Here is a 24,901-nt window from a genome sequence, read left to right as displayed (position 1 = left end):
GTCTGTCCTCCAACGTCAACGTTGATGCCAATCCCAGCCTGCCGTCTCCATGGCCAGCAGCGCAGCGAAGCGACCCCGGCACCGAATCAGCTCGTCCGGCGCGCCTTGTTCGAGGATGCGGCCGTCCTCGATCACGATGACGCGATCGGCCTCCTGCGCCGTTGACAGCCGATGCGCCACGATCAGAACGGCACGGGACGAGTCGTGCGCGTCGCGGCGCAGCGCGGCGCGGAACGCAGCGTCGCTGGCGTGGTCGATCGCGGCAGTCGCTTCGTCGAGCAGCAACACGCCAGGCTGGCGCACCAGCGCGCGCGTGAGCGCGAGCAATTGCCGTTGGCCCGCAGACAACGCGGCGCCGGCCTCGCCCGCGTCCAGGGGCGTGTCGTAGCCCTGCGGCAGTGCCTGGATGAACGCATGCGCGCCCGTTGCCTTGGCCGCGGCTTCGCAAGCAGTCCGGGTCACGAGGACGTCGCCCATCGTGAGGTTGTCGAGCACGCTGCCACTGAAGAGTTGCAGCGTCTGCGGCACGACGCCCAGGCGCTGACGGCGTTCCTCGTCCGTCATGGCGCGTGGATCCGCGCCCGCCACGCGAATTTCGCCGGACCAGGGCGCATACAGGCCACCGGCGAGGTGCATCAGGCTGCTCTTGCCGGCACCGGTGCGCCCGACCAGCGCGACGTGCTCGCCTGCGCGAACGCTCAAGGAGACGCCGTTCAGCACGAGGCGATCGGCGACGTAGCCGAAGATCACATCCTTCAACTGGATCAACGGCTCCGGTTCGCTCCTTGCCTGTTGCACGGAATGGGCGACCGGTGTTTCCTCGACCGGCAGCGCCAAGACCTGGAACACGCGCTCCGCCCCGGACAGCGCGCTCTGCACGGTCTGCCATTCCTCGCCCAGCGTCGTTATCGGCGCGAAGAAGCGGCGAAACAGCAGCACGAAGGCCGTGAGCGTGCCGATAGAAACACCCCAGCCCGCCAGCGCGCCCTCGGCGCCTGCCCACAGCAGGCCGCAGACGATCAGCGACGCCAGGATGGCCATCAGCGGCGTGTAGATCGTTGAATAGCGTGTGGCCGCGAGATAGGCGTGTTGCGTGGCCTGCAGAGCGCCACGAAAGCGGTGCTCGAAGAATTCCGTTCGTCCGAAAGCACGAATGACCTCCGCGCCACCGAGGGTCTCCACGAGTGCCGTGTTGACGCTTCCCACGGCCTCCCGGCTGGCCCGTTCAGCGGCCAATACCCGCAGCTGGAACCAGCGCGTGAACCACAGCAGGGGCGGCACGGCCAGTCCGCAGAGCAGCGTCAGCGAGGGACTGAGCACGAGCATCGTCACCGTGATCGTGACCAGTCGCACGAGGTCGGCGACAAGGCTCGCGATGCCCGACGAGAACAGGCGGTCGATGGTGTCGATGTCTGCGGTGCAGCGACTGACGGTGTCACCCAACGGGGTCGTGTCGAAGTAGCGCGCAGGCAGCCGTTGCAGATGGCCAAACAGGCGCGCGCGCAGGTCGCGCAACGCCCGTTGGGCTGCGATCGCGGTGCCGTACGCAGACGCGAAGCCCAACGCCTGCTGCCCGGCCACGACCAGCAGGTAGAGCACGCCCAGCAGCATCAGGCCGTCGCCACGGCCCACGGCCAAGTGGGCGTCCACGGCCTGCCGCACGAGGAGCGGCGGCAGCACCTCCAGCGCCGCACCGGCAAGCACGCAGGCTGCGATGGCCACGAGCAGGCGTCTCTGCGGCGCCAGTAGCGAGCCCACCTGGGCGGTCGTGAGTCCTCGGCGTGTTGTCGGTGCCGGCTGTGACTGTGTTGCGGTCATGCGTCCTCCGGCTGTGCCATCGCGACCTGCGCCGCGTAGATCCGTGCATACAGGCCGCCCGCCAGCATCAGCTGTTCATGAGAGCCTCGTTCGACTATGCGTCCTCCATCCAACACGACGACGAGATCCGCCTGCGGGAAGGCCGCCAGCCGGTGCGAGCACAGGACGATGGTGGCCTGTCGCGCGGCCGGCGCCCCGCGGCCGAACTCCGCGCGCAGGCTGGCAATGATCTGAGCCTCCGTCGCGACGTCGACCGCCGAGAACGGATCGTCCAGCACCAGCAGCCGGGGCCCCGCCGCCGCCGCGCGTGCCAGTGCGACGCGCTGCCGCTGACCGCCGGAAATGCGAATGCCGCGCTCGCCGATCTCGGCATCGACGCCGTGCTCGAAGCCCGCTACGTCCTTCGCAAGCGCGGCGATTTCCAGGGCGCTCATCGTGGCGAGGTCGGCCTGCTCACGTCCCATGGTGATGTTCTCGCGCACCGTACCCGAGAACAGGAAGGGCTCCTGCGGCAGGTAACCGATGTCACCGCGATGTCGTGCGGGCGCGTCGCCGTCCAGGGAAACGGTACCGCCGGCGAGCGGGTACAGGCCCAGCAGAGCCTTCGCCAGCGCACTCTTGCCCGAGCCGACCGGCCCGGTTACCGCCACGAACGCGCCTGCCGAAATCTCGAGCGAGACCTGGTTCAGCGCCGTGACGGCGGCGTCGGCGTTGCCGTGAGAGAAGCTCACGTTGTGCAGGGATACGGCGAGCCCGCGTTCAACTCGTGACGCCGGCTCGGTGAGAGTCGAGCGCGGAGTCGTTCCGGCCAGGTAGCCGGCGCGAAACGAAGCGAACCGATGCTCGCCGCGAGCAGGCAGGGCCGCAGCGAGCAAGGGGGCGAGCCGCGCGTAGGCTGCGCCGCCTGCTTGCACCGAGTTCACGAGCTGCGGCACCCGAAATCCGCGCCCGGTGAAGCGCAGAAAAAGGTCCAGATAGGTCACGAACGCCCCCAGCGTCCACGCGCCTGCGATGACTTTTTCGCCGCCTTGCCACAACACCAGCACGATGCCGGCCGCCATCAGCGTGGTGTAGACCGCGGGCAGGCCGGCGCGGGGCCGCGCCACCGCGAGATTGGTGTGCGCCTGTGCATCTGCGAGCCGCTCGATCCGCGTCTGTGCGGCCTGCTTCATCCCCAGTAGCCTCGCGACGCGGATGCCGGACAGTTGCTCCTGCAGTCCCGCGGTCAACGCGCCGTTGGCTTGTCGAGCCGCCGTCGTACGTTGGTGAATAAAGCGTCCGGCGGCCCAGGCCAGCACCATCGCGAAGGGCACGGGAATCAGCGCCTGCAGGGTCAACGACCAGTCCAGCACCAGCATGGCGACGAAGAACGACATCAAGAACAGGAGCGTGTCCCAGGTCTCGACGATCACCTCGCGGATACCGACGCCCAGCACTTCGACGTCACCGATGACGCGCGCCATGGTGTCGCCAACAGGCGTGGCAGTCAGCTTTGCCATCGGCCAGGCGAGCACCCCGCGCAGGGCATCCGCGCGCAGATTGGCGCGGATGCGCGCGTTGGCCGTCATCAACCACCAGCGCTTGCCCAGTCGCGGCAGTTCTGTGGCCAGGGTTGCGGCGGCGAACAGCGCGACGGCCTGCAGTAGCGTCGCGCGCGTCGCCTGGCCCTGCGCGAAGTGCGTCGCGGCGTCGATCGCGCGCCCGAGGCACACGGCGGGCAGGACCACGGCCGTGTTCATGACGACGCCTGCCAGGGAGCCGAGGACAAGCTGCCCGGCGGTCTGCCGATAGTAGGGACGCAGTTTCCAGAGGTAGTGCGCCATGTCAGTCGCCTGCGTGCATGCAATCCCTAGCCATTCGCGCCCCCGTTCACGGCTCTCGTTTGGGCATGGGCCGCACCAGCCCCCTATACACCACGAACTGCGCATCGTCCTTGTACTGCAGCTCCTGTCCGTCGCGCAGGACTTGGTAGCAGATCGGTTCGTCCTTGCTGATTTCCGGCTGCAGCAGGCATAGCTGATTGCCTTTGACGGACCAGCGCGCAGACCGCTGGCGGCCGTTCTCTAACCGTTCGACGCGCCCGTCCGCGAAATACTTGTGCCCCCAATGGTGTTCATCAGTCACGTACTTGCCGCTGATGGCGGCACGGATCTGCGGGCCAGTCAGCGGCACCTCCTTGGCAGTCGCGGCAAGTGCGCAGAACACGGCTCCGGCGGCGGTGAGGCGCGCGAGGTGCCGGGTGGGGCTGCTTGGGAGGCGCTGCGGCACCGAGCTGAAGGTTTTCTTCGTCATTTCGCAGCCTTCTGCGCGTCCAATGCCTTCTTTACCGCCAGGGCCAGATCCACGGCCTTGCCCTTTCCCCAGTAGTGCAGAAAGACGTAGCGCGGTTCCTCGTAGGTCATGTGCTGGTGGATTGCCACGATGTTGATGCTCTGGCCACGCATGGTTTTCAGGACCGTCTGCAGTTCGTTTTCATGCATGGCGAAGTCGCCATCGACTACCGCATGCTCATCGTCGCCAGCAAAGGCCGCCCAGGTATTGATGCCCATTTCATTGCCGACGGTGGTTCCATGCATCTTGGCTGTGCGGCCAAGGGTTACTTTCACCATGCCATCCTTGACCTGCGCCTTGCTGCCCAGAATCTCCTCGATGGGCGCAGCAGTGACATGGCTTGGCGATGCGATGTCGCCCGCGAAGCTGCTGGCCGGCGTGCCTTGGGCGGCGCGCACCTGCGCGATGCGGTCGTACACCGCCTTCACGCCTGTGGCGAGCTTGCGTGCATCCCCCATGCCGCCGATGTGCATGAAGAAGACCTTGGGTTGGTCGAAGAAGAAGTGGTTGTGCAGCGCAGTCACTTCCAGGCCGTTGTCCAGCGCGGCGCTCATCGCCGGGTTGACTTCATCCTCGAACAGCACCGTATCGCCCATCATCATGGTGGACGAGCCCATTGGCGTGAACGCGGCCCAGGAGGTGAGCCCCATGAACGGTGGCATGGTCCAGCGATCGACATTGATCTTCACGTCGTCGCGTGGCTTGCTGACCTTGAAGACGTTTTCCGCCTGGTTGTAGCTGCCCTTGAGGCCGGTGGCCGTTTCGATGGCAGCGGTGTCGATGGCCTGGGCCATGGCCGGGGCGCCTGTAGTGAGCAGGCCCGCGGCCAGGGCCAGTGTGGAGAGGGTTAGACGCAGCATGGAGTTTCCTTGGTAGTTGGCGGGATGCAGCTCCGGGGGCTGGCCGGAGCGGGTAATCGAGGCAGGTGCCGGTCAATCGAACGGGTATTTCGACGACAGAGGTTCCGGAGTGACCTCGTAGAGGTCTTGGCCGTGGGCGCGCAGCAGATAGGCCTTGCCTTTGCGCAGTACCGTCCAGCATTCGGGCTCTACACCCGTGCTGATGCTTACGCACAATTCCTTGCCCACGATCTTCCAATGCCCCTGGTGCGGCCGCCCCAGTTCAATGGACTTCGTGCGTCCATCGGGAAGGAGGTAAGCGGACCAGTGCGCGCCTTCGGATATGACATTGCCGACGAAGACTGTCTTGATCTGCGCGCCGGTGAGTTCGCTGGGGCCGGGCGCTGCCGATGCCGCCACCAGGCTCAGGGACTGAATGAGTGTGGCGAAGGCAAGACGGGGGATTGCGGACATTTGGTGCATTTTCAGTTGGGCGGATCAGGCTGGCATGACCGGCGGCCAGTTGTGTGTCTCGGCCTGGCATGCGCGGCACCACGCATAGAGGGCGTCGTACATCACCATGCCGTGCTGGAGCATTTCGTGGTCGTCGCTAAAGTTGTGCGACAGCCCGAGCGAGAGCGCATAGAGCCCTGCTGATTGCGGCGTCAGGTCAAGCCGGGAGGTGTCGGCGCCGCGCACGATCTCGGCTAACTGGCGCAGCGCTGGGTCGTCCAGGTGGTACTTCGACAGGAAGGCATCGAAACTGCACAGCTCACCCACATGGCTTAGTTCGACATTCGGGATGTCGTAGGGGATGGCGCCGGTAGCGTTGGCGGTTTTCAGCACCTCGCTGGCCGGCACATAGAGAAATTCCGCCTGCTGGTCGATGAAGCGCGCAACCAGCCAGGGACAGGCGATGCGGTCGATCTTGGGGCGTTCGCGTGTAATCCACTTCATGGTGCTACTCCTTTGCTTCAAATGTCACGCCAGCAGCGCGACAGGCTTCGATGCCTCCGGCCACGAAGCGTGCGTCGAGGCCATGCGCTCGTAGCGCGAGCGCCACCGACTGGCTGACTTCATGGCCGTGCACGCAATACACAAGGACGGGTTTAGAGGTATCGATTTCACGGCTCCAATTTGCCAACTGCACGGGATCGCGCCGAATGGCCCCGGCGATGCGATCAGGCGCTTGTGCGTAGCCTGCCGTGCGTCGCACGTCGATCAGTTGGAGGTCACCGCCGACTTCCTCTGGTGCGGCCGACCAGGGCAGTGCATCAGCCTCGACGGCGGCAGCGTAGCGCTGCATCACGGCATTCCAGCGGATGTTTTGCATGAAGGCGTCAACATACGCGGCCGCCTTGGCACCGAAATCCATGTGGTAGGCGTGCTCGTACATGTCCAGTGCCAGCAGCGGTGTGGCGCCGGCCAGCAGGTTCGTATGGTCAGCCGCCCAATGGTTGATCAGCCGCGCCTCGCGTGTGGACCATGACAGCAGCGCCCACCCCGAGCCGCCGCCCATGGCCTTGGCCAGTGCGGAGAATTCCGTGCGCCAGCGGTCAACGCTGCCAAAGTCGCGGGCCAAGGCAACTGCCAGGCCGGAGTCCGGCAATGCACCGTCGCCTCCCAGCGTGTCGAAGTACAGCTCGTGGAGCCAAGCGGAATTGGCGGCGATCAGCTCTTCGCGCTTCAGGCCATTGATCATGAAGACCGGAGCGGTCGGCCAATCCAGGTGCGCCAGTTGCTGGCGAATAGCATCCAGGCGCTTGACTGCACCGGTGTAGTTGTTCGCGTGATGGCTGAGGATGAGTTCCTCGGACAGCCCGTTGAGGGCAGCGAGGTTGATGGTAAGGGGGCGTAGTTGTAAATCCATTGGAGTGTTCCTAGAAATGTGGCAAGTCATGGGTTAAGGCGTGGACTCCTCTCGCTTCTATTCAGCTGCGGGTCACCAGCGGGTAGACGACCAGCCCAATCAGTGCCGCGGCAGCGACAACGATCGGCTCCGGCAACTTCTTGAATTTCCAAAGCAAGGCAGCAGTCCCCAGGGCGAGTAGCGCCGTGGGAACGTCCTTGATCGAGCGCACCCCGATAACTACCACGGCTCCGGCCAACGATCCGATGGCGGCTGCCGTCACGCCATCGACGAATGCCACGATTCCCGGTTTCTTTCCATATTTCTTGAAGTACGGGGCTGGCAGGACTGTGAGGAGATAGCACGGCAGGAAGGTTGCCAGCGCCGCAGCAACCGCGCCCCAGAAGTCCGCGACCAGAAAGCCGATGAACCCGGTAGTGATGACGACAGGACCGGGAGTGATCATGGCGACTGCGACAGCGTCAAGGAACTGGTGATCGGTCAACCATCCGTACTCCTTGACCACTCCGCTGTACAGAAACGGGACGATAGCTAGGCCGCTACCAAAAACAAAGCTGCCCGCGTAGAAGAAATACTTGGTGATCTGCCACAGCTTGGTCCAGTCGACGTTGGACAAGCCAAGCAAGGCCAGCAAAGGAATAGCACTGCTGTGCAGCGTGCTGGACGGCTTAATAAATTTCGGCGGCGCGCGCAACAACCACACGAGAACGCCTGCGCCCAGGAACAGCCACAGTTCCTCGGATTGGGTGATGATCGTCACCGCCGCCGCTACTGCAAAGATGGCCCATTGCAGTTTGTCTTTGCCGATGTTCTTGGTAGAGAGCTTCCAGGTGCTGATAGCAATGATCCCAATGACAGCGGAACTCACGCCATAAAACACGGCCTGCATCCAACCCAGACCGCCGAAATGCGTATAGGCCCAACCCAGTCCGATCACCATCAGAAACGAGGGCAGCACAAAAGCGAGGCCCACCAGGGTGGCCCCTAGGAAGCTGTAGTGAACAAAGCCCAGGTAGATGGCCAACTGCGCGGCTAACGGTCCTGGCGCGAGCTGCGCCAAGGCCAGCCCTTCCTTGTAGTCTGCCTCGGTGAACCATTGGCGCCGCTCCACCAAGTCGCGGTCCATGTTGCCAGCCAGGGCCACGGGTCCGCCGAAGCCCAGTGCTCCGAGCCGTAGGAAATAGGCAACCAATTGCCACAGCGTATAGCTGCGAGGCGCCGCACTGCTGATGGCTGCAGCTGAAGTGGTCTCGTTCATGAAGATTCGTTCCTAAAAAAGTGATCTGAGTTAAAGAAGTGATCTGAGGTGGGTCGTCACGTTTTGCGACTACTGGAGAAATGGGCATGGAGCGAATCCAGCACGCCGCCGATGTCGACCAGCAGCGCGTCGTCGTCCGGCCAGCGCTTGCGTGCGCCGGCCAGCACGGCCTCGAAGCCGCTGGCCTCGGGTGTGGTCGCGCCACCCACGTCGAGCGCATGCACCATGGCTCCCAGGCGCGAGAGACCCCGATCGTCCTCCAGGCCGAAGCTCGCCAGCAGTACCTCGAACGTCACCCGCTCGCCCACGTGCGAGAAAGTCGCGCCGTCGAAATCGAAACCCAGCGCATCGGACGGGCAGTCTGCTGCGGTGTTCAGCCACAGGAAGCGCGCGTGAGGGTCGATAAAACGCTGGATCAGCCAGGCACTCGCCACGCGGTCCACCCAGAGATGGCGGCGTGTGGCCCAGACTCGCCCCTGGTACTGCATGCGATCACGCCGAGCAATGCGGCCGGCCATAGGCTGCGGCTCGCCGGGTGACTGCATAGATTCGAGGGCGTTGGCGAAATCGCGCCACTGGGCGTCGGCGCGGATCGACGTCTCACCGGGAAAGAAGTCGATTTTGCGGATGACCTCATAGGCACGCGCATGCTTGCGCTGTGTACGCTGGAGTTCGGCTGCGCTCAGGGCGGAGAGCGTCTGGCGTGCTTGCGCCAGTTCCTCTAGCCAGGGGGTGTAATCGGCCGCCCGGTCGAACAACGCCTGAAAGGTGGCCTGTTCGGTCATGTTCCGGGCTTGCACCTGCAGCAGCCAGGCTTGCCCGCCTTCCTGCAGCGCCTCGTCGGCCAATACCTGCAGTTGCGCAGCCTGTTCGGCTTGGGCGGGCAGTAGATAGGCGCCGTCGCGCAAGGCGGCACAGCCGAGCGTCTTGACCGCGCGCCAAATCCGCATGCGTGCCGTGGCGCTCGCGGAGGGGAGGCTGACGATGAGGGTCAGCCAAGAGTCGGAGGTGAGAGTCATGGCAACAGCTTAAACCCATGTCACGGTCGTTGCAATGATGTAGCGATCTCTACAAAATAACTGCTACTGGGTTCAGAAGATTTGCACCCCGCGCTGGGGCGTGTCGGCGCGCGGCGCCGTCAGGCTCTCGGGCGTTGCCCCGTGCTTCGTGCCGAATCACGGCCATGCGGCGTCGATCCTTCACGCAACTGCGGCCCTGATCGCAGATCCGGGCCTGCGCGCTGCGCTTGCTAATACCGGGTGTGCCTGGGTGGCGGGGTGTGGCGGCTTGCTGCTTCTCCATCGTGCCACGGCGTTCTCGCCGTGCAAGGGCGGCGCGTGCTCGCACGCTTGCGGCCTGCGGCCGTCGTTGACCCTTGACTGCTTGCGCTGCGCCGTGCCCCGAAAGGGTCGGGCAATTCCGCCCGGCAGCGGCTTCGATGTAGTCAACAACACGATTCATTTCAGTTTGTTTTTCGCCTGTCCATTAGCGTGGCTTGCCCCGCTCCGCCAGCAGGTAGCCAGCCATGATGGTGCCGAACAAATCGAAGCGCCCCGCCGGGCGCAGGGGGTACAGCAATTGGCGCCAGTTCCATGCACGCACCAGTTGCTCGGCCAGGATGGACAAGGGCACCAAGACCAGCCAGCTTGGGTCCGCGCCTGTGAGAATACCGAGCCGTCGCGCCGTCGCGCCGTCGGTGTCCGGAGATGCCTATCTTCACGTGCACACGAGAGAGTGCCAACCCGCCACATGCAACGCTAAATGCCTCATATCGCACGTGCGCCGGCCAGCCGTGCACTCACGCTCTCCCACTGGATGTTCTGGAAGAAAGCATCAATGTATTTCGCCGCCGCAGCGCCGTAGTCCATCTGATAAGAGTGCTCGTACATGTCCATCACCAGGATCGGAACGGTGGCGGCCGGTCCATGCGCGTGATCGGCCATCCAGTAATTTTCCAGCTGCCTGGTGTGCAGGTTGAACCCAAGAACCACCCAGCCGGACCCCCCACCGAGGCCGGCACCGATGCGGCGGAATTCCCTCTCCCAGTCTTCGAAGCTGCCGAAGGCTTGAGCGATCGCCTCTCGCTCGGTAGCTGCGGCCTCGCCACTGCCCCCGAGGTTCTCGAAATACAGTTCGTGCAGCACCACCGATCCAGTGCGAATTAGGTGCTCGCGCTTCAGGTCGTTGTAGATGTAGGGCGGCAGGTCCTTGTCGCCTGCGGCCTGCACCAGCCGGGCCTTGACAGCGGCCAGTGCCTTGACCGAGCCGCCGTAATTGTTTTCCCAATGGGAACGAATCATTCGTTCGGACAGACCCGTTAGTTTTGACGGATCGAACGGCAGCGGCTTGAGCGCGTCCTGACTTTGAAATGCTGGGGATGTAGTCATCATGAACTCCTTTTAAGAAAACCTTGATATACGAGTTGCTGCCCATCTAGGTACTGCAACTCGTTGCCTCGTCGATGCACCGAGAAGCACGCCGCCTGTGTGCTGCTGATCTCGGGCTTCAGCAGGCACAGCTGGTCGCCTTGAACCGACCATTGGCCCGCTTTGCTTGTCCCGCTCTCGGAGCGGATGAGTCGACCATCGGGGAGGTACTGATGCTCCCAATGTCTCCCGTCGCCGACTGAGCTGCCGCGCAACGCGGAGCGGATCTGCTGGCCATTCAAAGGAGCAAAAGCCGCCGATTCAGCGGCCACGTCCGGCAGCGTCCATGCACCAAGCACGAGCAGCAAGCAACCGCAAGCAACGTTTCGGCGCAGCCGTCCGTCTAGGCGGGTTGAGCCGAGGCCTCCGCTGGCGCGACTTTTCTTGATCGGAGCGACCTTTAACGCGACGCAGCGCGCTGAGCGAGGGCAAGCAACAGGCTGCATACCCTGCTGGCTCACGCGCCGCTCGGCATCAGCAGCCAACCCGCGACTCCGGCCCCGATGATCGCGACTGCGATGTTGAGCTTGTTCTTCCAGGCATACAGGAAGGCCAAGGCCGCGACAAAGATCGATACGGCCACCGCCAACGACGGCACACGCGCGGCGGTGACGAACGCCAGGTCAACCGTGGTCGCGGCGATTAGGCCGACCACCCCGGCGGCGACGCCGTCGAGGAAGGCGTGCATCTCCTTGACCTCTAGCACTGCCTCGAGCCGGTCGTAGAAGATCAGCGAGAAGGCAAACGCGGGAAGAAAGACGCCGGCGGTCATGACCAGCGCACCGAGCGGCCCGCCGGCAACATAGCCAACGAAAGTGGCGAAGATGATGAGCGGCGCGGGCAGCACCCCAGACAAGGCCAGGCCGTCGAGGAACTGGCCGTCGGTGATCCAGCCGCGGCCGACCGCGTCATTGCGGATGAACGGGATCGCCGTGTAGGCACCGCCGAAGGTGAGCAGGCCCGCCTTCAACCCGGCGACGAAGATGAGCAGCAGCGAAGCCTCGCCCTGGACGACCGCCTCCACCAGCGGCTGTGCGCGCGGCGCCCAGAGCGCCATCGCGGCGGCCAGCGCCACCGCGCCGGCAGCGACCAGGAGGGCGAGCCTGCCACGCTTGAGCATCCACAAGGCATAGACGCCGCCGGCGGCTGGCAGGGTGATCCAGAAGGCCACGCCGGCGGCGGAGGCGAGTGCGGCCACGATGGCGATGGCCCACAGCCAACGGTCCACCAGGATGTGCTCGCCGATCCGGTGCACCGCCCGTACGATCAGGGCGATCACTGCTGCCTGTACACCAAGGAACGCGGCGCCCAGTGCCGTGCCAGCGATGTCCATCCGGAAGTAAAGCCATGACAGCGCCAGCATCAACAGGAATCCCGGGAGCATGAATGCGAGACCGGCCAGCACCCCGCCCAGCCGCCCCTTCGCACGCATGCCCAGATGCACGCACAGCTCGTGCGCCTCGGGTCCGGGCAGCACCTGCATCACGGCCAGCAAGCGGTTGAAGCGTTCGCTGGAAATCCATCGTTCCTCGTTCACCAGTTCCCGGCGCAGCATGGCGACCTGCGCCACCGGGCCTCCCCAGGCAAGGAAGCCGAATTTGAGAAACCGCATGAAAAGCTGAAAGTACGTCAGCGTCGGAGGCACGGCCTCGGGGCCGGCAGCGCCGGTGGTCGTCTGCGCACTCATGCTGCCCCCGGTTCAGAGTTGAGGTTGGGACGGATGATCGAAGCGGCGCGCAAGCCGGTCAGGAAAAGTGTCATGGCGTTATCCGGTCATGGTTACAGAACAGGTGGTTGGTTGAATCAAAGTCGCTATCGGCAGTTGGGTGGGTTCCAGGTGTGGCTCGGGGTAACTTGGCGCGAAGCTCACCAATGTGCGGGGGGCTGGGCGGATCATCTGGGTCATCCTGGGCGACCGCCAGCTTGTTGAAAGTACGCGTACAGGGAGTCGAGCATTTTGCTCATCTCCGCCAGCAGCGCGTCGTCCTCGTCCAGGCGTTGATGCGCGCCTGCCAGCACGGCCTCGAAGCCTGCAGCCTCGGCGACCGGTTCGCCGCCCACGTCGAGCTGGTGTACAAGCGCGGCGACGCGCATGAGCGCAGCATCCTGCTCCAGGTCGAAGCTAGCCATTAGCGTCTCGAAGGTCACCCGCTCGCCCACGTGCGTAAACGCCGCGCCGTCGAAATCGAAACCGAGTGCGCCTTTCGGGCAATCTGACGGCTGGGACAGCCACTGAAAACGCGCATCGCGGTCGATGAAGCGCTGAATCAACCATGCGCTGGCAACGCGGTCCACCCAGGGCCGACGTCGCGTGGCCCACGTCCGGCCTTGGTAGCTGCTCGCATCCAGCCTGGCAATGCCGCCTGCCGTTTCGTGAGGCTCGTCTGGCGACAACACCCGCTCGATGCGTTGGGTGAACTCCGTCCAGGCCGCCTCTGCCTCCAGGCTCGCGTCGCCGGGGAAGAAGTCAATGGCCCGCACCATGTCGCGCTCGCGCTGCAGCCTGCGCTGCATGCGCGAGACCTCGGACCCCGCCAGCCCGCTGAGCGTGCGTCCCGCCTCCTTCCAGGACTTGCACAGCTCGGCGTAATCGTCGCTGCGGTCAAACAGCTGCCGGTAGGTTGCAGCTTCGTCGACGGACCGCGGCTGCACGTCCATCAGCCACGCGTGGCCTCCCTCGCGCCGGCATTCCTCAGCCAGTTCCTGCAGCGCCACTTCGCGTTCCTCACCAGCTGGTAGGAGATACGCCCCGTCCCGTAATGCCATGCAGCCAAGCGACTTCAACGCCCGCCAAATGCGGGTCCGCGCGGTGGCGCCGGATGTAGGCAGTGAAACAATCAGCAACAACCAGGGTGGCAAGAACAGCAAACTCATGTCATGATCATACTGTAATGTCTTGAACTCGACATTAAAAGAGTCAACAGACCAGAAACGCGAATACTTTGCTGGTCGAGGCTCTCTTCGGCCCAGTGGGGGTATCCATTGCTGAAGCTCTTATGAATGCCATGAGGACCTTATGAAATACGCTTCAATTGCTCTGGCAGCTTGCTGGCGTGTGAGCCGCTGAGGAGTTGCCCTTGCCTACATCAACCGTCGCATTACTTTATCCAGGCGATCGCCGCATGCGGGATCGCTCTGATCCGACCGAGAGCCGGTTTGCTGCGTTGTTTGATGCTTTCGCCCTCGCCGGCGTGACGGCGGTCCCTGCCGTGTACAACGACGACTTCGCCGAAGAAGTGGAGACGCAGCTGCGCAACTGCCGCCTCGTGCTGGTCTGGTGCAATCCCATCGAAGGCGGACGACGACGGGATGTCCTGGACGCCATGCTGCGGCGGGTTGCCGACTCGGGGATTGTGGTCAGCGCGCATCCGGAGGCCATCCTGAAGCTGGGAACCAAGGACGTCTTGTTCCACACGCGCGATCTCCCGTTTGGCAGCGACGTTTGCCGAGTCGACAGCCTCAAACAACTCGAGGAGGAATTGCCAGAACGACTCCGCCACGGCCCACGGGTACTCAAGCAATACCGGGGACAGAGCGGGAACGGTGTTTGGCGCGTGCAACTGGTGGGTCCCATGGCCACACCCGCGCGCCTGCGGGTGCGCCACGCCCAGCGTGGCAGCGACGAAGAGGTGATGGAAATTCCAGCGCTCTTGGCAAGACTGGCTCCGTACTTCGAGCCGGAGAACGGCGGACACATGATCGACCAGGCATGGCAACCGCGCTTGGTGGAAGGCATGGTGCGCGCCTATCTGGTGGAGGATCGGGTCGAGGGCTTCGGGCACCAGTCGGTGAACGCGCTCTACCCCGCCAAACCTGACGAGCCGGCACCGCCGTCCAGCCCGAGGCTGTACCACGCCGCAAATCTGCCGCAGTTCCAGTTCTTGAAGGAACGACTGGAGACTGAGTGGGTCGAGTTGCTCCGCACACGCGTCGGCCTTTCGCGCGAGCAACTTCCGTTCCTCTGGGACTGCGACTTCATGTTCGGAGAATCTATCGCCGATGCCTCTGAGCGCTATGTGCTTTGCGAAATCAACGTCAGCAGCGTAGCGCCGTTCCCGGACTCCGCCATCCAGCCGCTCGTTTCGGCTGTTCAACGTCGTCTAAAGCAGATTTGATCGCCTGTTGCGCACGTTGCCACAGCCAAGTAGCTGCGAACCTGACTTTTGGCCTAAGTGATTGACGCGTGTTCTATCAAGCTGGTGTATGTAGGCTAGCCACCGACTCTCGTCTATTGCAGGATGCATAAGAATACTGGCCATGGCCGGGGTTAGGCTGGCAACGTCAGCAGGGAGCTTGACCACTGACCGCACGAGAGTGCGGCCTAGTCAAAAGTCGAGTTCGTCGCGGATAGCAGCAATGCCCGCTTTGGCGCAGACGTCATCGGCATCCCCGCCCGGCGCGCCCGAAACCCCAATGGCGCCCACGATGGAGCCAGCCGATTCAATGGGAATGCCACCGCCGATGGCCACGATGCGGGGAAGGTGTCGCACGCCAGATGCGGGTTCACCTCCTTGAGTGGAACGGGTGAAACTCGTGGTATCGAGTTTGAAGGTCACGGCCGTGTAGGCTTTGTTGATGGCCGTATCGACTGTGTGTGGACCGGCGAAACGGTCGCGAAGCATAACGAGCGCGTTGCCGGCACGGTCATTGACCGATACGGCAGCTTGATGGCCATTTTTTCGGCAAGTCTCTAGCGCAGCCCGTGCCGCCTTCAAAGCGGCATCTGGCGTCAAGGAGGCTGACGTGAAAGTGGCTTGTTGTGCCAGTAGCAAACCAACAGGCATTCCAAGCAATAAGACGAAGGTCAGAGTTGATTTTTTTGCAGTGCGCATTGGTAGAAAATTCCTTTTCAGCGGTCATGTGATTTGAGTTCAGGTGCCTCGAGGCGCTTTTGCTGGCTAACTTCGATTCTCCCGCAATCTGCTCATTCTGGTGGGCATTTGCAAGCACTATCGAAGCACCCATTATTGGCGTTTTGCCTTGCGCAGAAGCGATATGCATCCGGAAACTCGAAAGCCTGGTGCTTGAGGGTTAAGAAGCCGTGCTTGAAAACGCCGCTGACACGCGGTTGCAATGCCGCCTTGCAGTCAAGCACGTTGAGATAAGCGAGATTCCCGCGCATCCGGCTCAACTGGGTTGAATCGGAATAATGGCATTCCTGGGTCTGCTTAAGAATGGGTACGAAATCACAGCGAACTGTGATGTTCGCCGTTCCTCTGCGCTCAGTTTGGCGCGGCAGTCGCGAAATGGCTCTTTGGCTAACTAATTCGAATAATCAACTTTCACGACAGCTCCTGGTCGGCCGCCCGCCTTTCAGTCATATTTGCCCTCGTAGATAGTCTGGCATCCGCCGAGACACATCAGCAAGGCAGGGAGAAACCATACTTGCGCGTGCGCATGCTTACGCTGTTCATGCAAATGCCGATGACTTGGGACCCGGCAGGCATGTCACGGAGGGAATGATCATGGTGCTCGTCATCGTGGCTAAGCGTGCCATTCCGGCACGGTTATGCTTCGCGGGACAGCAGGATGATGCAGGCAGTTATTTGTAAGGAGAATTCGATGCAACTCAAAACCATGGAGGCCGTGAGCGTGGTGCATCAGATCCGATGTGACCGGTGCGGCAAAGAGACCGAGCGTGGCGAGCTTGGCTTCGCCGAGATGACGTCGATCGGCTTCGACGCGGGCTATGACTCGATTTTTGGGGACGGAAATCGGGTTGAGGCGGATTTATGTGAGACCTGTCTGCGTGACACCTTGGGCGCATGGCTCAGGGTCAGGACACAGGCCGAAACGTCTTTGGCGACCAAGCTGGCAGCATTCAAGCCGGAGGTACATGGAGGGGAGTTCCCTCCACCCAAATCAGCAGGGCCCGGATAAAGGCCAATCAGTCAAACTGCAGTTCGATCTTGCCGGCGCGGCGCCGCACCGGGCCGACCACGATCTTCACGTCATGGCCCAGCCTGGCCACCAGCTCCAACAGTTTGGCCTCGCTGACGCCGCGAAACTGGCCGCGCGTGATGCGCGAAACCTTGGACTGGTCGATCCCCAGCAGCGCAGCCGCATCTTCCTGCGTCAAGCGGCGCGCCTTGATCGCTCGGGCGATCTCGCCGGCGAGCTGGGACTTGCGCTGCATCTCGGCCGCGTCGGTGTAGCCCAGGTCGGCATAGACATTGGTGCTGCCTTCTTCGGTGGTGATGCTTGCGGGTTCACTCATTTGCGTGCTCCTTGCTGTGCCTGCCAAGCTTCGAAGTCCTGCTTCGGCCTTCAGGCGGGTGGTGATCAATCCGGTTTCGGCGTGGCGATGCCGCTTTGGGACTTCTTCTGAAAGCAGTGCAGGACATAGACCCAGCCGGCGAACTTGACGGTGTAGACGCCAGGTGAGTGTCGCCCTGGGGGTCCTCGACCACCTCCAACACGCCGGCCGACCAAAACCCGTCATGACCTTGGCATCCTGATGCTTGCCACTGGCCTGCGCCAGGTCGATGGCATGGCCAAAAACGTCTTTGACATAGTCCGGCATCGCATCCAGATCGCGCTTGGCGGAACTGACCCATTTGACGGGTTTGCGGGTTTGCTTCGACATCGCTTAAATTATGTCTGTTTGGGCATAATCCCGTCAATTCGCCGGGGCGGACCTTTTTGGGGTTCTAAGCCAGAACCGCCGAAATTTCCGTCATCCCAGCTCCAGCCCCGCCACGAGCGCATCCAGGTCGATCATCTTGCCGTCGCTCTGGAAGGTGTAATGCCCGTTCAGCAGGATGTGCCGCCAGGCCGCCGGCGATATCTGGGTCAGGAGAGCGTGCGCCTTGGCGTTGCCGCTCGCCTCGTACTTCATCAGCAGCCGCGAGAGGATGGCCGAGTTGTAGAAGATGACCGCGTTGGCGATCAGCCTGGCGCACTGGTTGCTGATCTCAATTTCGATGTCGGTGCGCCCGGTCAATTCCTTCTTGCCGCCGACCTGGGCGATGGTTGAGCGTAGCTGGTGATAGGACTCGATGCGGTTCTGTGAGCGGTGAACGTTGCGCTCCAGTTGCGGATCGCGCAGGTAGCGCAGCGTGTAGATGCTGCGGATGAGCTTGTCGAACTCGAACACCGCGCGCCGCGTGGGGTTCGGCGCGGTGTAGGTGCATAGCTTGCGGATCAGCGTGCCCTGCGTCATCTCCTTCAGTCCGAGCGTGGCGACAATCTGGTCGAGGTTCGGCTTCTCGCTGACTATGAGATCGCGGTCGATTCTCCCGGCCGGCCGGATCAGGCACTGATCGTACAGCGCCGGATCGTCGGCACTGTAGAGTTCCTTCAACTGATCGCCAAGGTCGGTGAAGCGCGGCTCGAAACGCAGGCCGAACCAGTGCAGGATAGCGAAGTTGGCCTTGTTGACGCTGTGCATGTCGCCGGTGATCGCGGTCGGCACGATGTCCGACGTGTTGCGATACCAGATGTCGAACACGTGATGGGCCTCGTAATCGTGCGCGCCGATCAGGTAGCCGTTGAGCGGCACGTGGTTGCACAGCAGCGTGTAGGCGACCACGCCCTTGCCGCGCCCAAAGTATTTGCGCGAGTGGCGCGCTTTCACGGTCGGCCGCTCGACGCCGAATTTCTGACCATCGACGGCACCGTACAGTGCATCGAGGTCGAACGAGTAGTACGGGAAGATCGGCAGCGCGGCGATGGCGTTGCTGATGCAGTCGTTGGCCGCGTGCAGCGTTGCGTGGCGCAGGTACTGTTGGTAGGCGCTCTCCAGCACGTGGTACGGGATGTCGCTGGTGCGTGCCATGACCTGGTTGCCGTGGTTCATCGCCTGCGCGATGATGACCGCCATCAGGCTGTCGGCGTCGGCGACCTTCTTCGCATAGCGCGGCTGCAAAGGCGTCAGCGCCGACAGGAACTGGCACTGGCCGTTGACGAAGCGGAACACGTCGGCCACGTCGCAGAACGGCAGTTGCTCGTAGAACGCCTTCTCGCGCGCCTTCTGGTTCTCGCCCTTGGGCTTGCGCCATGTCAGCTTCTGCGTGTCCTTGTCGTATTCTAGGTGCGTCAGCTTGCCCTGCTTCAGCTCGCGGTTGAAGGCCAGCCACTGAGCGCGCAGCTCGGTCGCGAGCGCATCGAGCTGGGCATCGAGTGGCTGCCGCAGGAACGGGATGTCGATCTGCGCCAGCACGGCGGCCTTCTCATCCAGCGAAACCAGCTCGTCGGAAAAATGCCGGTGCTGCAAGCTGTCGTCGAGGTAGAGTTCACCCGACTGGAAGCGCTTCCTGACCTGGCGGTACAGCCAGAACTCGTAGCGGTCGGCATGCAGGTCCGTCGGCTTGCCATCGGCATCGAAGGTCAGCAGGTACGGTCGCAAGCGTTTCGGCAGCGTGGCCGCTGGACATTCGGCGAGCGGCCGTTGCGATAGGCGCTGCTGTTTGGCGAACACGTCCTTGGCCCAGGCCAGCGCCACGAGCCACGGGCTGCCCGGATCAGTGCCAGCGAGGTCGAGCGCGACATACAGCGGCCGAAGATGGCGGCGGATGCGCTCAGCCAGGCCGTCCACCGCCTGCCAGTGCAAAGCCAGCTTGCTCACCGGCTTCACGCTCATGCGCTGCGCGGTGGTTTGCAGCGTATCGCGGGGCATGATTTTGTAGGCGCGCTGGCGCACATCGCCGAACGGCGTGGGATCGGGCACGCTGTCGTCGATGTAAAGCGACAGCAGGCGGCCGACCTGCGGTGTGTCTTGCTGACGGCGCACCTGCTCGGCGACAAAGGATTGCTTTGCGCCCGCACTGCTTTCGTCCTCCAACTGCTTCATGTGGTAGGCCATCGCATCGACCAGGTTGTCGGAAAGCTGCCGGTAGCGCACCCAGGCATAGCAAAGCAGGTAGAGGTAGGTCTGATCGGCCTTCAGGTTGCGTAGATCGTGGACGGTGTAGAAGTTCGCCAGGCTGGCGTAGTACAGCAGATTCTGCTGCGAGACGCCGAGCTTGGGCAGCAGCGCCTTGGCGATCCGGTGCAGCGGCTCCAGCGTGGCGCGCTTTTCGCGTTCGCGGGCCATCTGACGCCAGCCAAAGTCCTTGGCGTCCTGCTTGAGCGCCGCCAATTGCGACAGGGTGTCGTCACGCACTAGAAGCCGACCCAGCGCGGCCTTGGCCGATTCGTCCAACACTTCCGACAGCAGGCCAGCCAGCCGCCGACGCTCGGCGGACAGGGCTTCGCTCACCAGCTCTTGCAGGGTGGTATAGCCGGGCCGGATGATCTTGTGCTCGTTTAGCCAGACGATCAGCTCGGCGGCGATGAACCCCGGCATCACGTCGCGCCGCACGGTCTGCGCGGCCTGCTGCGCGAGCTGCGCCAGGAACTCGGCCGCCCACGGCCGGTAGCCGAACAGATCGGCAATCCACTCGCGCTGGGTGTAGTGCTCGTGCTTGGAGATTGGCTTGTGCTCGAAGGACTCGCCGTGGAAGTAGCGGCTCAGCACGAAGGCGCAATCGTGCTCGACCTCACTCCAGTCGAAGCGGAAGAAGGCATGCTTGGCCTTGAAGTAACCGATCTGCAAGATGCAATAGACCTGGGCATGGAGACCAGGCCGGCTGCTGGCGAGCGCCAGTTCGGTTTCAGTCAACGCCAAGTATTCCAGCCGCTGGGCGTCGTCGAAGTCCGGCAGGCCGTACAGGGCTTCCTGCTCGGCGTCCGACAGGACGGTCAATCGTTCGCTCTTGGTCGTCATCGCGATGACGCTCCACGAGAGCCCGTCCAACCAACCCGTGCCAGGGTCTCGATCAGCGTGGTTCGCTTGACGCCGAAGTTGCGGCACACCGCCGCCTTGGACATGCCGCCATCGAGCGCAGCGACGATGGCCTCCAGCTTCTCGCCGGTGATCGCCTGCGGCCGGCCGCCGATCCGGCCGCGTTTGCGGGCGGCAGCCAGACCGGCGACGACACGTTCCTGGATCAAGGCGCGTTCGTACTGCGCGAGCGCGCCGAACACCTGGAACAGAAACTCGCCCGAGGGCGTCGTGGTATCCAGGTTCTCCGTCAGCGAGCGGAACGCCACCTGCTTTTTCTTGAGCGAGGTCACGATGGCGAGCAAGTGCGACAACGAACGGCCGAGCCGGTCGAGCTTCCACACGACCAACACGTCGCCAGGGCGAACGAATTCGAGCGCCCGCGCCAGGCCCGCGCGGTCGTCCTTCGCGCCGGAAGCATGATCCTCGAACAGATGCCGCGCATCGACGCCGACGGCGAGCAGCGCATCGCGCTGCAAGTTCGTGCTCTGGCGGTCGGAGTCCGACGACACGCGCATGTAACCTACCAACATAAGCGGAAAACCATTAAGACGAGGTTTCCGTATGGTAGCGTCTGGCGACAGAGTTTTCCGCACAATTTTGCGGCCACTCGGAGGTTGGTGCAGAGGACCGTTGAAGGCCTGTCGAAAAACAAATGTTTTCCGACAGGCCTTGGCCTAGCGCACGCCCGCCTTGCAGCGTTCTGTGAATAGCGCTTAGTAATGACGGCGTATATACTTTGTTAGTATCAAGTGGCAGGAGGCCCCGATCATGTCAAAACAAGCCGTTTTCACGATGAAGCTGGAGCCTGAGTTGCGCGCCGAGTTTATGGCCGAAGCCGAGGCGGCCCATCGCCCGGCGTCGCAAGTGCTGCGCGAGCTGATGCGCGAGTTCGTTCAGCGCCAGCGCGAGTCGCGCGAGTACGACGAGTTCCTGCGCCGCAAGGTCGAAGCCGGCCGGGCTTCGATGCGCGCTGGATTGGGGCGGTCGAACGATGAAGTTGAGGCCGAATTCGCCGCACGGCGTGCCAGTGTGGCGAGCCAGGCGTGAGGGTTGTTTGGACGCCCGAAGCGCAGCAAGACCGTGCCGATGTGTGGGACTACATCGCAGCCGACAATCCGCGCGCGGCGGCCCGGATGGATGAGATTTTCAGCGACGCGGCCGCCCGCTTGATCCAGCACCCCATGCTGGGCAAGCCGGGAAAGATTCCCGGGACCCGCGAGTTGATCCCGCACGAAAGCTATCGCCTGGTGTATCAGATCGACGGCGAAACGGTGTGGATACTGACGCTGGTTCATACTGCCCGCCTGTGGCCGCCTGTGCGCGATTAAGAGATGATCATGGCAACAATGAAACGGCGCGTTGACAGACTGCTTTCGAGCCAGACCGCGGTCGGCGGCAGGCGGCCAGTTGCGGACGGTCAAGCATCTTCCCGGTAGCGGACGTTCAATAGTGTCTCTGACCTGCTTCGCTCCCTCTATGAAGGGAGGTCGCTGGCCCATCCGCGCACTCACAGCCTGCCAGTAGGCGCAAATTGGCAGCGCTCCGTCCGGCAGCGCACAGACTGCGGCCGTACGTCCGCGTAGGTTCGCTTCAGCAGTTTCGATTCGAAAGTTCAATGTGATTGCTGCGGGCGGTCGTCGCAGTTGCGCGGAGGCGATGATGCACAATCACGGGATCGGCAGATAGGTTCTTCGAAGCTGCAAGAGTTAAAACATTCACACATGAAAGATTGAAATGGATACACGATTATTTGCTTTCGTCGGCGCAGACATTGGCCCTTGGCGGATTGTCAGGGCCGAAACGAGAGTTGGCGAGCCCCTGCCTGAAGCCAAAAGGCTCAACGTCGTATCCGCTTCAGAGTTGCAGTCTGAAACCAATGCACCCTGGATACTTCGTGGAATAACCAGCAATGAACGATATGTCATGCGCGCAGAGAAGAATGAAATTGTAGCGAAGCAGCAAGGTCTGGCGCGCCCAGAAGCAACGTGCGGTGCGCTAATACCGATCCGGAAGAACGCAGCTTGGTGGGAGCTCACGCAAGACGAACGCCGGAGCGTTTTCGAACAGTCGAAGCACGTCCAAATCGGGCTTCAGTATTTGCCTGCAGTAGCGCGCAAGCTCCACCACTGCCGCGACCTCTCAGAGAATGAACCGTTCGATTTTCTGAATTGGTTCGAATACGCGCCAATTCATGAGGTTGAGTTCAACAGGCTGCTTTCCGAACTGCGTGCGTCAGAGGAATGGAAATACGTCGACCGAGAAGTCGATATTCGTCTTACGCAAGCACAGGTCTAACCCGCCGATGAACACGGACCCCCAACAGCGGCGCGTTGCGCCGCCGTTTCGGGCCGGTTATCGGCAACGTAGAACTCTCGGATACAGTTGTTCTGTAATAACTTCTCAAGCCAAATTGATTTTTGGAGTGGATATGGAAATGGAATCAAGAATATTTTCGGTAACAGAATATATTCGTCCGTCTGACGGCGAACCAATTCGTTCAGTGGTTCTGGAAACCAAGGACTCAGCAGTTGTTGTTTGGCATGCCCATCCTGGGCAAGAAATAACCGCTCATGTTCACCCGGACGGCCAAGATACTTGGACGGTTATCTCTGGAGAGGCTGAGTATTACCAAGGAGGCGGCAAAGTCGCTCATCTAAAGGCTGGAGATATTGCCATAGCAAAACCTGGCCAAGTGCATGGCGCTCTAAATACTAGTCCAGTGCCGTTTGTATTTGTCTCAGTGGTTGCATCTGGCAACGCGGGTTTTGCGTTGGCTGAAAAATAGTCTTTCTCAAATGTGTGCCCCAGAGAGTTCTAACCCATCCATCAACACGGACGCTGCGCGATGAAGCCGCGCCGCGCCGGCTAACTCCACGTTGAGCGTCAGCTTTCCATATGTCTGGGGGTCTGCAACGGGTCGGGTGCCGTCGCGTGCGCAGTGTCAAAGCTGACATGACTAATACATGAGATGGGCTGATGCTCGCCGTCCGGTCAGGCAGCTGCCCCCCTGCAGGACTCACAGCAGTTGTATGCCACCCGTCATCCGAGACGTCAGTCGGCCTCATCCAGACCGGAACAATCTGGACGTGACGTCCGGCTGGCATTGCCGTGATCGAAATGGCGGCTAGTGACACGACTGTTGGGTCTACCCCATCGACCGGGCGCGGGACAAGCCACGTTGATCGGCTGACGGAATTTTCGGCGGTTCCGGCTTAGAACCCCTCTTGGGTGTTCATCGGACTTTCTCCGGTAGTTGACCTGGGCGAAATGCCCGGCCTTCAAGTGCTATATTAGGGCAAAATGTCCTAATCGTCAAGCACTTTAGCTAAACGTTTTAGCCGCTAAACCTTGCCCTTTCCCTTGGCGTGCATTACAATGTAATTCACGAACCCAACCGGAGAACCAATCATGGCTGCAAACCAGCTCGTACAAACGCGCATCGACGGCGCGATCAAGGAAGAAGCGGCGGCCGTCCTGGCCGCGATGGGCCTTACCGTGTCCGACGCGGTGCGGCTGCTGCTCACGAAGGTGGCCCAGGACAAGGCGCTGCCCTTCGAGCCGCTGATTCCGAACGCCACCACCATCGAGGCGATGAAGGAAGCCCGCAAGGGCAAGCTGCCGCGCTTCGCCACCGTCAACGATCTGATGGCCGATCTGCATGCGGCAGATTGAGCGCACCGGCCAGTTCAAGCGCGACTACAAGCGCGAGGCGAAAGGGCAGCACCGGGCCACGCTCGACGCCGACCTGGTGCCCGTCCTGGTCGCGCTCGCCGACGACCAGCCGCTGGAACCTCGGCACCGCGACCACGCGCTGACCGGGGACTGGAAGGATCACCGGGATTGCCACGTCAAGCCCGACCTGGTGCTGATCTACCAGAAGCCCGACGCCGACACGCTGCGCCTGGTGCGCCTCGGCTCTCACTCCGAACTCGGCTTGTGATCGGCGCGGGCCTGGCCCCGCGTCTCACGTTTCATTGACACTTGAGGGGCGCTTTCCGCGCCACCGGCCGAGCTGGCCGACCCCCTTCCTTGGCGTAAAACCTGCGGCGGTGGAGTTGCTGCGATGCTTGAGGATCGCGCGGCCGGTCGAACCGCGGCGACCTGGTTGGGGAGTGTGAGGGGGCTTTGCCCCCTCGCAAGCTCTCGAACTTACTGCCTTCCGCCAGGCGCTTGCGCCTGGCTCTCCTAAGCCGTAGCGCCGAAGGCGCTCCATTGTGGGGTGAGGCCGCAAGGCGGCCGAGGGGCGTAGCCCCTGGGGGGATGGGAGGCCGCTTGCGGCCGGGTGGGATCGAGAAGGGGGGTTTCCCCCCTTCGGCGGCCGGTCATGCTGCGCGGTAGCTTGGGCCGTGTTGCCGTTTTTTTCGCCAGCCTCTGGTTAAAACTACCTGGTTATATAAAAAGGTTATAAAGACGGTTAAAAACCTGGTTAGCATGACCGAAAAACGCGCGTAAACCGTTGTCACGCCAAGGAAAAGCGCGAAGAGGCCGCCCCTCAAGTGTCAATGGATAAGCCCCCCATGTGTCAATACGCTGCCCCTCAAGTGTCAAGAACCGCGCCCCTCAAGTGTCAGTAGGGCCGCCCCTCAAGTGTCA

26 protein-coding genes and 1 pseudogene are annotated in these 24,901 nt (G+C 62.5%); 8 read left to right on the top strand and 19 right to left on the bottom strand.

What is annotated here, in order from left to right; genetic code table 11:
• Positions 1 to 15: 15 nt before the first annotated feature.
• The 14 genes from P7644_RS21200 to P7644_RS21135 all read right to left on the bottom strand — a co-directional run bounded on the left by P7644_RS21200 (position 16) and on the right by P7644_RS21135 (position 13,416).
• On the bottom strand, positions 16 to 1,818 hold the full coding sequence (locus P7644_RS21200) for an ABC transporter ATP-binding protein (RefSeq protein WP_404303355.1): 1,803 nt from the start codon (positions 1,816 to 1,818) through the stop codon (positions 16 to 18).
• Complete coding sequence (locus P7644_RS21195; RefSeq protein WP_071038017.1) at positions 1,815 to 3,641, bottom strand: ABC transporter ATP-binding protein; 1,827 nt, start codon at positions 3,639 to 3,641, stop codon at positions 1,815 to 1,817. The genes P7644_RS21200 and P7644_RS21195 overlap by 4 nt, the downstream gene beginning before the upstream one ends.
• Positions 3,642 to 3,687: 46 nt before the next feature.
• Complete coding sequence (locus P7644_RS21190; protein ID WP_206120602.1) at positions 3,688 to 4,110, bottom strand: hypothetical protein; 423 nt, start codon at positions 4,108 to 4,110, stop codon at positions 3,688 to 3,690.
• Positions 4,107 to 5,009: a DUF1259 domain-containing protein gene (locus tag P7644_RS21185; protein WP_404303354.1), complete on the bottom strand. Its 903-nt coding sequence runs from the start codon at positions 5,007 to 5,009 to the stop codon at positions 4,107 to 4,109. Before P7644_RS21185 ends, P7644_RS21190 begins: the two co-directional genes overlap by 4 nt.
• A gap of 72 nt (positions 5,010 to 5,081) precedes the next feature.
• Positions 5,082 to 5,462: a hypothetical protein gene (locus P7644_RS21180; protein ID WP_013722014.1), complete on the bottom strand. Its 381-nt coding sequence runs from the start codon at positions 5,460 to 5,462 to the stop codon at positions 5,082 to 5,084.
• Between the two features lie 24 nt (positions 5,463 to 5,486).
• Positions 5,487 to 5,945, bottom strand: a complete 459-nt coding sequence (locus tag P7644_RS21175) for a chromate resistance protein ChrB domain-containing protein (protein WP_046987171.1) — start codon at positions 5,943 to 5,945, stop codon at positions 5,487 to 5,489.
• 4 nt (positions 5,946 to 5,949) lie between these two features.
• Entirely contained in the window at positions 5,950 to 6,858 is a 909-nt protein-coding gene (locus P7644_RS21170; RefSeq protein ID WP_013722015.1) for a Fe-Mn family superoxide dismutase, read from the bottom strand.
• A 61-nt stretch (positions 6,859 to 6,919) separates the two neighbouring features.
• A complete protein-coding gene (locus P7644_RS21165) occupies positions 6,920 to 8,116 on the bottom strand; it encodes a chromate transporter (protein WP_404303353.1) in 1,197 nt (398 codons plus the stop codon).
• 56 nt (positions 8,117 to 8,172) lie between these two features.
• Complete coding sequence (locus P7644_RS21160) at positions 8,173 to 9,135, bottom strand: chromate resistance protein ChrB domain-containing protein (RefSeq protein WP_404303352.1); 963 nt, start codon at positions 9,133 to 9,135, stop codon at positions 8,173 to 8,175.
• A gap of 466 nt (positions 9,136 to 9,601) precedes the next feature.
• On the bottom strand, positions 9,602 to 9,748 hold the full coding sequence (locus P7644_RS21155; protein ID WP_153587080.1) for a hypothetical protein: 147 nt from the start codon (positions 9,746 to 9,748) through the stop codon (positions 9,602 to 9,604).
• 134 nt (positions 9,749 to 9,882) lie between these two features.
• Entirely contained in the window at positions 9,883 to 10,503 is a 621-nt protein-coding gene (locus tag P7644_RS21150; protein ID WP_054433628.1) for a superoxide dismutase, read from the bottom strand.
• Positions 10,503 to 10,850: a hypothetical protein gene (locus P7644_RS21145; protein ID WP_024815562.1), complete on the bottom strand. Its 348-nt coding sequence runs from the start codon at positions 10,848 to 10,850 to the stop codon at positions 10,503 to 10,505. The genes P7644_RS21150 and P7644_RS21145 overlap by 1 nt, the downstream gene beginning before the upstream one ends.
• A gap of 149 nt (positions 10,851 to 10,999) precedes the next feature.
• A complete protein-coding gene (locus tag P7644_RS21140; protein ID WP_051463546.1) occupies positions 11,000 to 12,229 on the bottom strand; it encodes a chromate transporter in 1,230 nt (409 codons plus the stop codon).
• Positions 12,230 to 12,444: 215 nt separating this feature from the next.
• Positions 12,445 to 13,416, bottom strand: a complete 972-nt coding sequence (locus P7644_RS21135; protein ID WP_024815564.1) for a chromate resistance protein ChrB domain-containing protein — start codon at positions 13,414 to 13,416, stop codon at positions 12,445 to 12,447.
• Positions 13,417 to 13,619: 203 nt separating this feature from the next.
• Between P7644_RS21135 and P7644_RS21130 the strand changes: the two genes are divergently transcribed.
• Complete coding sequence (locus P7644_RS21130) at positions 13,620 to 14,657, top strand: Cj0069 family protein (protein ID WP_230305084.1); 1,038 nt, start codon at positions 13,620 to 13,622, stop codon at positions 14,655 to 14,657.
• Between the two features lie 210 nt (positions 14,658 to 14,867).
• Here the strand turns inward: P7644_RS21130 and P7644_RS21125 are convergent, their stop codons facing one another.
• Positions 14,868 to 15,374 carry a heme-binding protein gene (locus P7644_RS21125; protein WP_024815566.1) on the bottom strand — a complete coding sequence of 169 codons (507 nt, stop codon included), beginning with the start codon at positions 15,372 to 15,374 and terminating at the stop codon, positions 14,868 to 14,870.
• A gap of 730 nt (positions 15,375 to 16,104) precedes the next feature.
• Between P7644_RS21125 and P7644_RS21120 the strand changes: the two genes are divergently transcribed.
• Positions 16,105 to 16,422: a hypothetical protein gene (locus P7644_RS21120; protein ID WP_024815567.1), complete on the top strand. Its 318-nt coding sequence runs from the start codon at positions 16,105 to 16,107 to the stop codon at positions 16,420 to 16,422.
• A gap of 7 nt (positions 16,423 to 16,429) precedes the next feature.
• Here the strand turns inward: P7644_RS21120 and P7644_RS21115 are convergent, their stop codons facing one another.
• The 4 genes and pseudogenes from P7644_RS21115 to P7644_RS21100 form a co-directional block, all read right to left on the bottom strand.
• The gene (locus P7644_RS21115; protein WP_024815568.1) at positions 16,430 to 16,759 is read right to left on the bottom strand and encodes a helix-turn-helix domain-containing protein; all 330 of its coding nucleotides are present in this window, start codon (positions 16,757 to 16,759) and stop codon (positions 16,430 to 16,432) included.
• 65 nt (positions 16,760 to 16,824) lie between these two features.
• Positions 16,825 to 17,128, bottom strand: a pseudogene (locus P7644_RS21110) (type II toxin-antitoxin system RelE/ParE family toxin).
• 90 nt (positions 17,129 to 17,218) lie between these two features.
• On the bottom strand, positions 17,219 to 20,248 hold the full coding sequence (locus P7644_RS21105) for a Tn3 family transposase (RefSeq protein ID WP_012077404.1): 3,030 nt from the start codon (positions 20,246 to 20,248) through the stop codon (positions 17,219 to 17,221).
• Positions 20,245 to 20,838: a recombinase family protein gene (locus P7644_RS21100; RefSeq protein WP_012435588.1), complete on the bottom strand. Its 594-nt coding sequence runs from the start codon at positions 20,836 to 20,838 to the stop codon at positions 20,245 to 20,247. Before P7644_RS21100 ends, P7644_RS21105 begins: the two co-directional genes overlap by 4 nt.
• 238 nt (positions 20,839 to 21,076) lie before the next feature.
• On the opposite strand from P7644_RS21100, the gene P7644_RS21095 reads away from it, so the two are divergent.
• The 6 genes from P7644_RS21095 to P7644_RS21070 all read left to right on the top strand — a co-directional run bounded on the left by P7644_RS21095 (position 21,077) and on the right by P7644_RS21070 (position 24,248).
• Positions 21,077 to 21,355, top strand: a complete 279-nt coding sequence (locus P7644_RS21095) for a hypothetical protein (RefSeq protein ID WP_011342941.1) — start codon at positions 21,077 to 21,079, stop codon at positions 21,353 to 21,355.
• Positions 21,352 to 21,636: a type II toxin-antitoxin system mRNA interferase toxin, RelE/StbE family gene (locus P7644_RS21090; RefSeq protein WP_011342942.1), complete on the top strand. Its 285-nt coding sequence runs from the start codon at positions 21,352 to 21,354 to the stop codon at positions 21,634 to 21,636. Before P7644_RS21095 ends, P7644_RS21090 begins: the two co-directional genes overlap by 4 nt.
• Before the next feature lie 406 nt (positions 21,637 to 22,042).
• Complete coding sequence (locus P7644_RS21085) at positions 22,043 to 22,603, top strand: chlorite dismutase family protein (protein ID WP_011514928.1); 561 nt, start codon at positions 22,043 to 22,045, stop codon at positions 22,601 to 22,603.
• A gap of 133 nt (positions 22,604 to 22,736) precedes the next feature.
• A complete protein-coding gene (locus P7644_RS21080) occupies positions 22,737 to 23,093 on the top strand; it encodes a cupin domain-containing protein (protein ID WP_012435589.1) in 357 nt (118 codons plus the stop codon).
• 623 nt (positions 23,094 to 23,716) lie between these two features.
• Positions 23,717 to 23,980, top strand: a complete 264-nt coding sequence (locus P7644_RS21075; protein WP_011114070.1) for a type II toxin-antitoxin system RelB/DinJ family antitoxin — start codon at positions 23,717 to 23,719, stop codon at positions 23,978 to 23,980.
• Complete coding sequence (locus tag P7644_RS21070; RefSeq protein ID WP_011114071.1) at positions 23,967 to 24,248, top strand: type II toxin-antitoxin system YafQ family toxin; 282 nt, start codon at positions 23,967 to 23,969, stop codon at positions 24,246 to 24,248. The genes P7644_RS21075 and P7644_RS21070 overlap by 14 nt, the downstream gene beginning before the upstream one ends.
• Positions 24,249 to 24,901: the final 653 nt, after the last annotated feature.

The organism is Alicycliphilus denitrificans (assembly GCF_044792555.1).
Lineage (GTDB): Bacteria > Pseudomonadota > Gammaproteobacteria > Burkholderiales > Burkholderiaceae_C > Alicycliphilus > Alicycliphilus denitrificans_A.
This window is presented reverse-complemented; position numbering and strand designations above follow the sequence as displayed.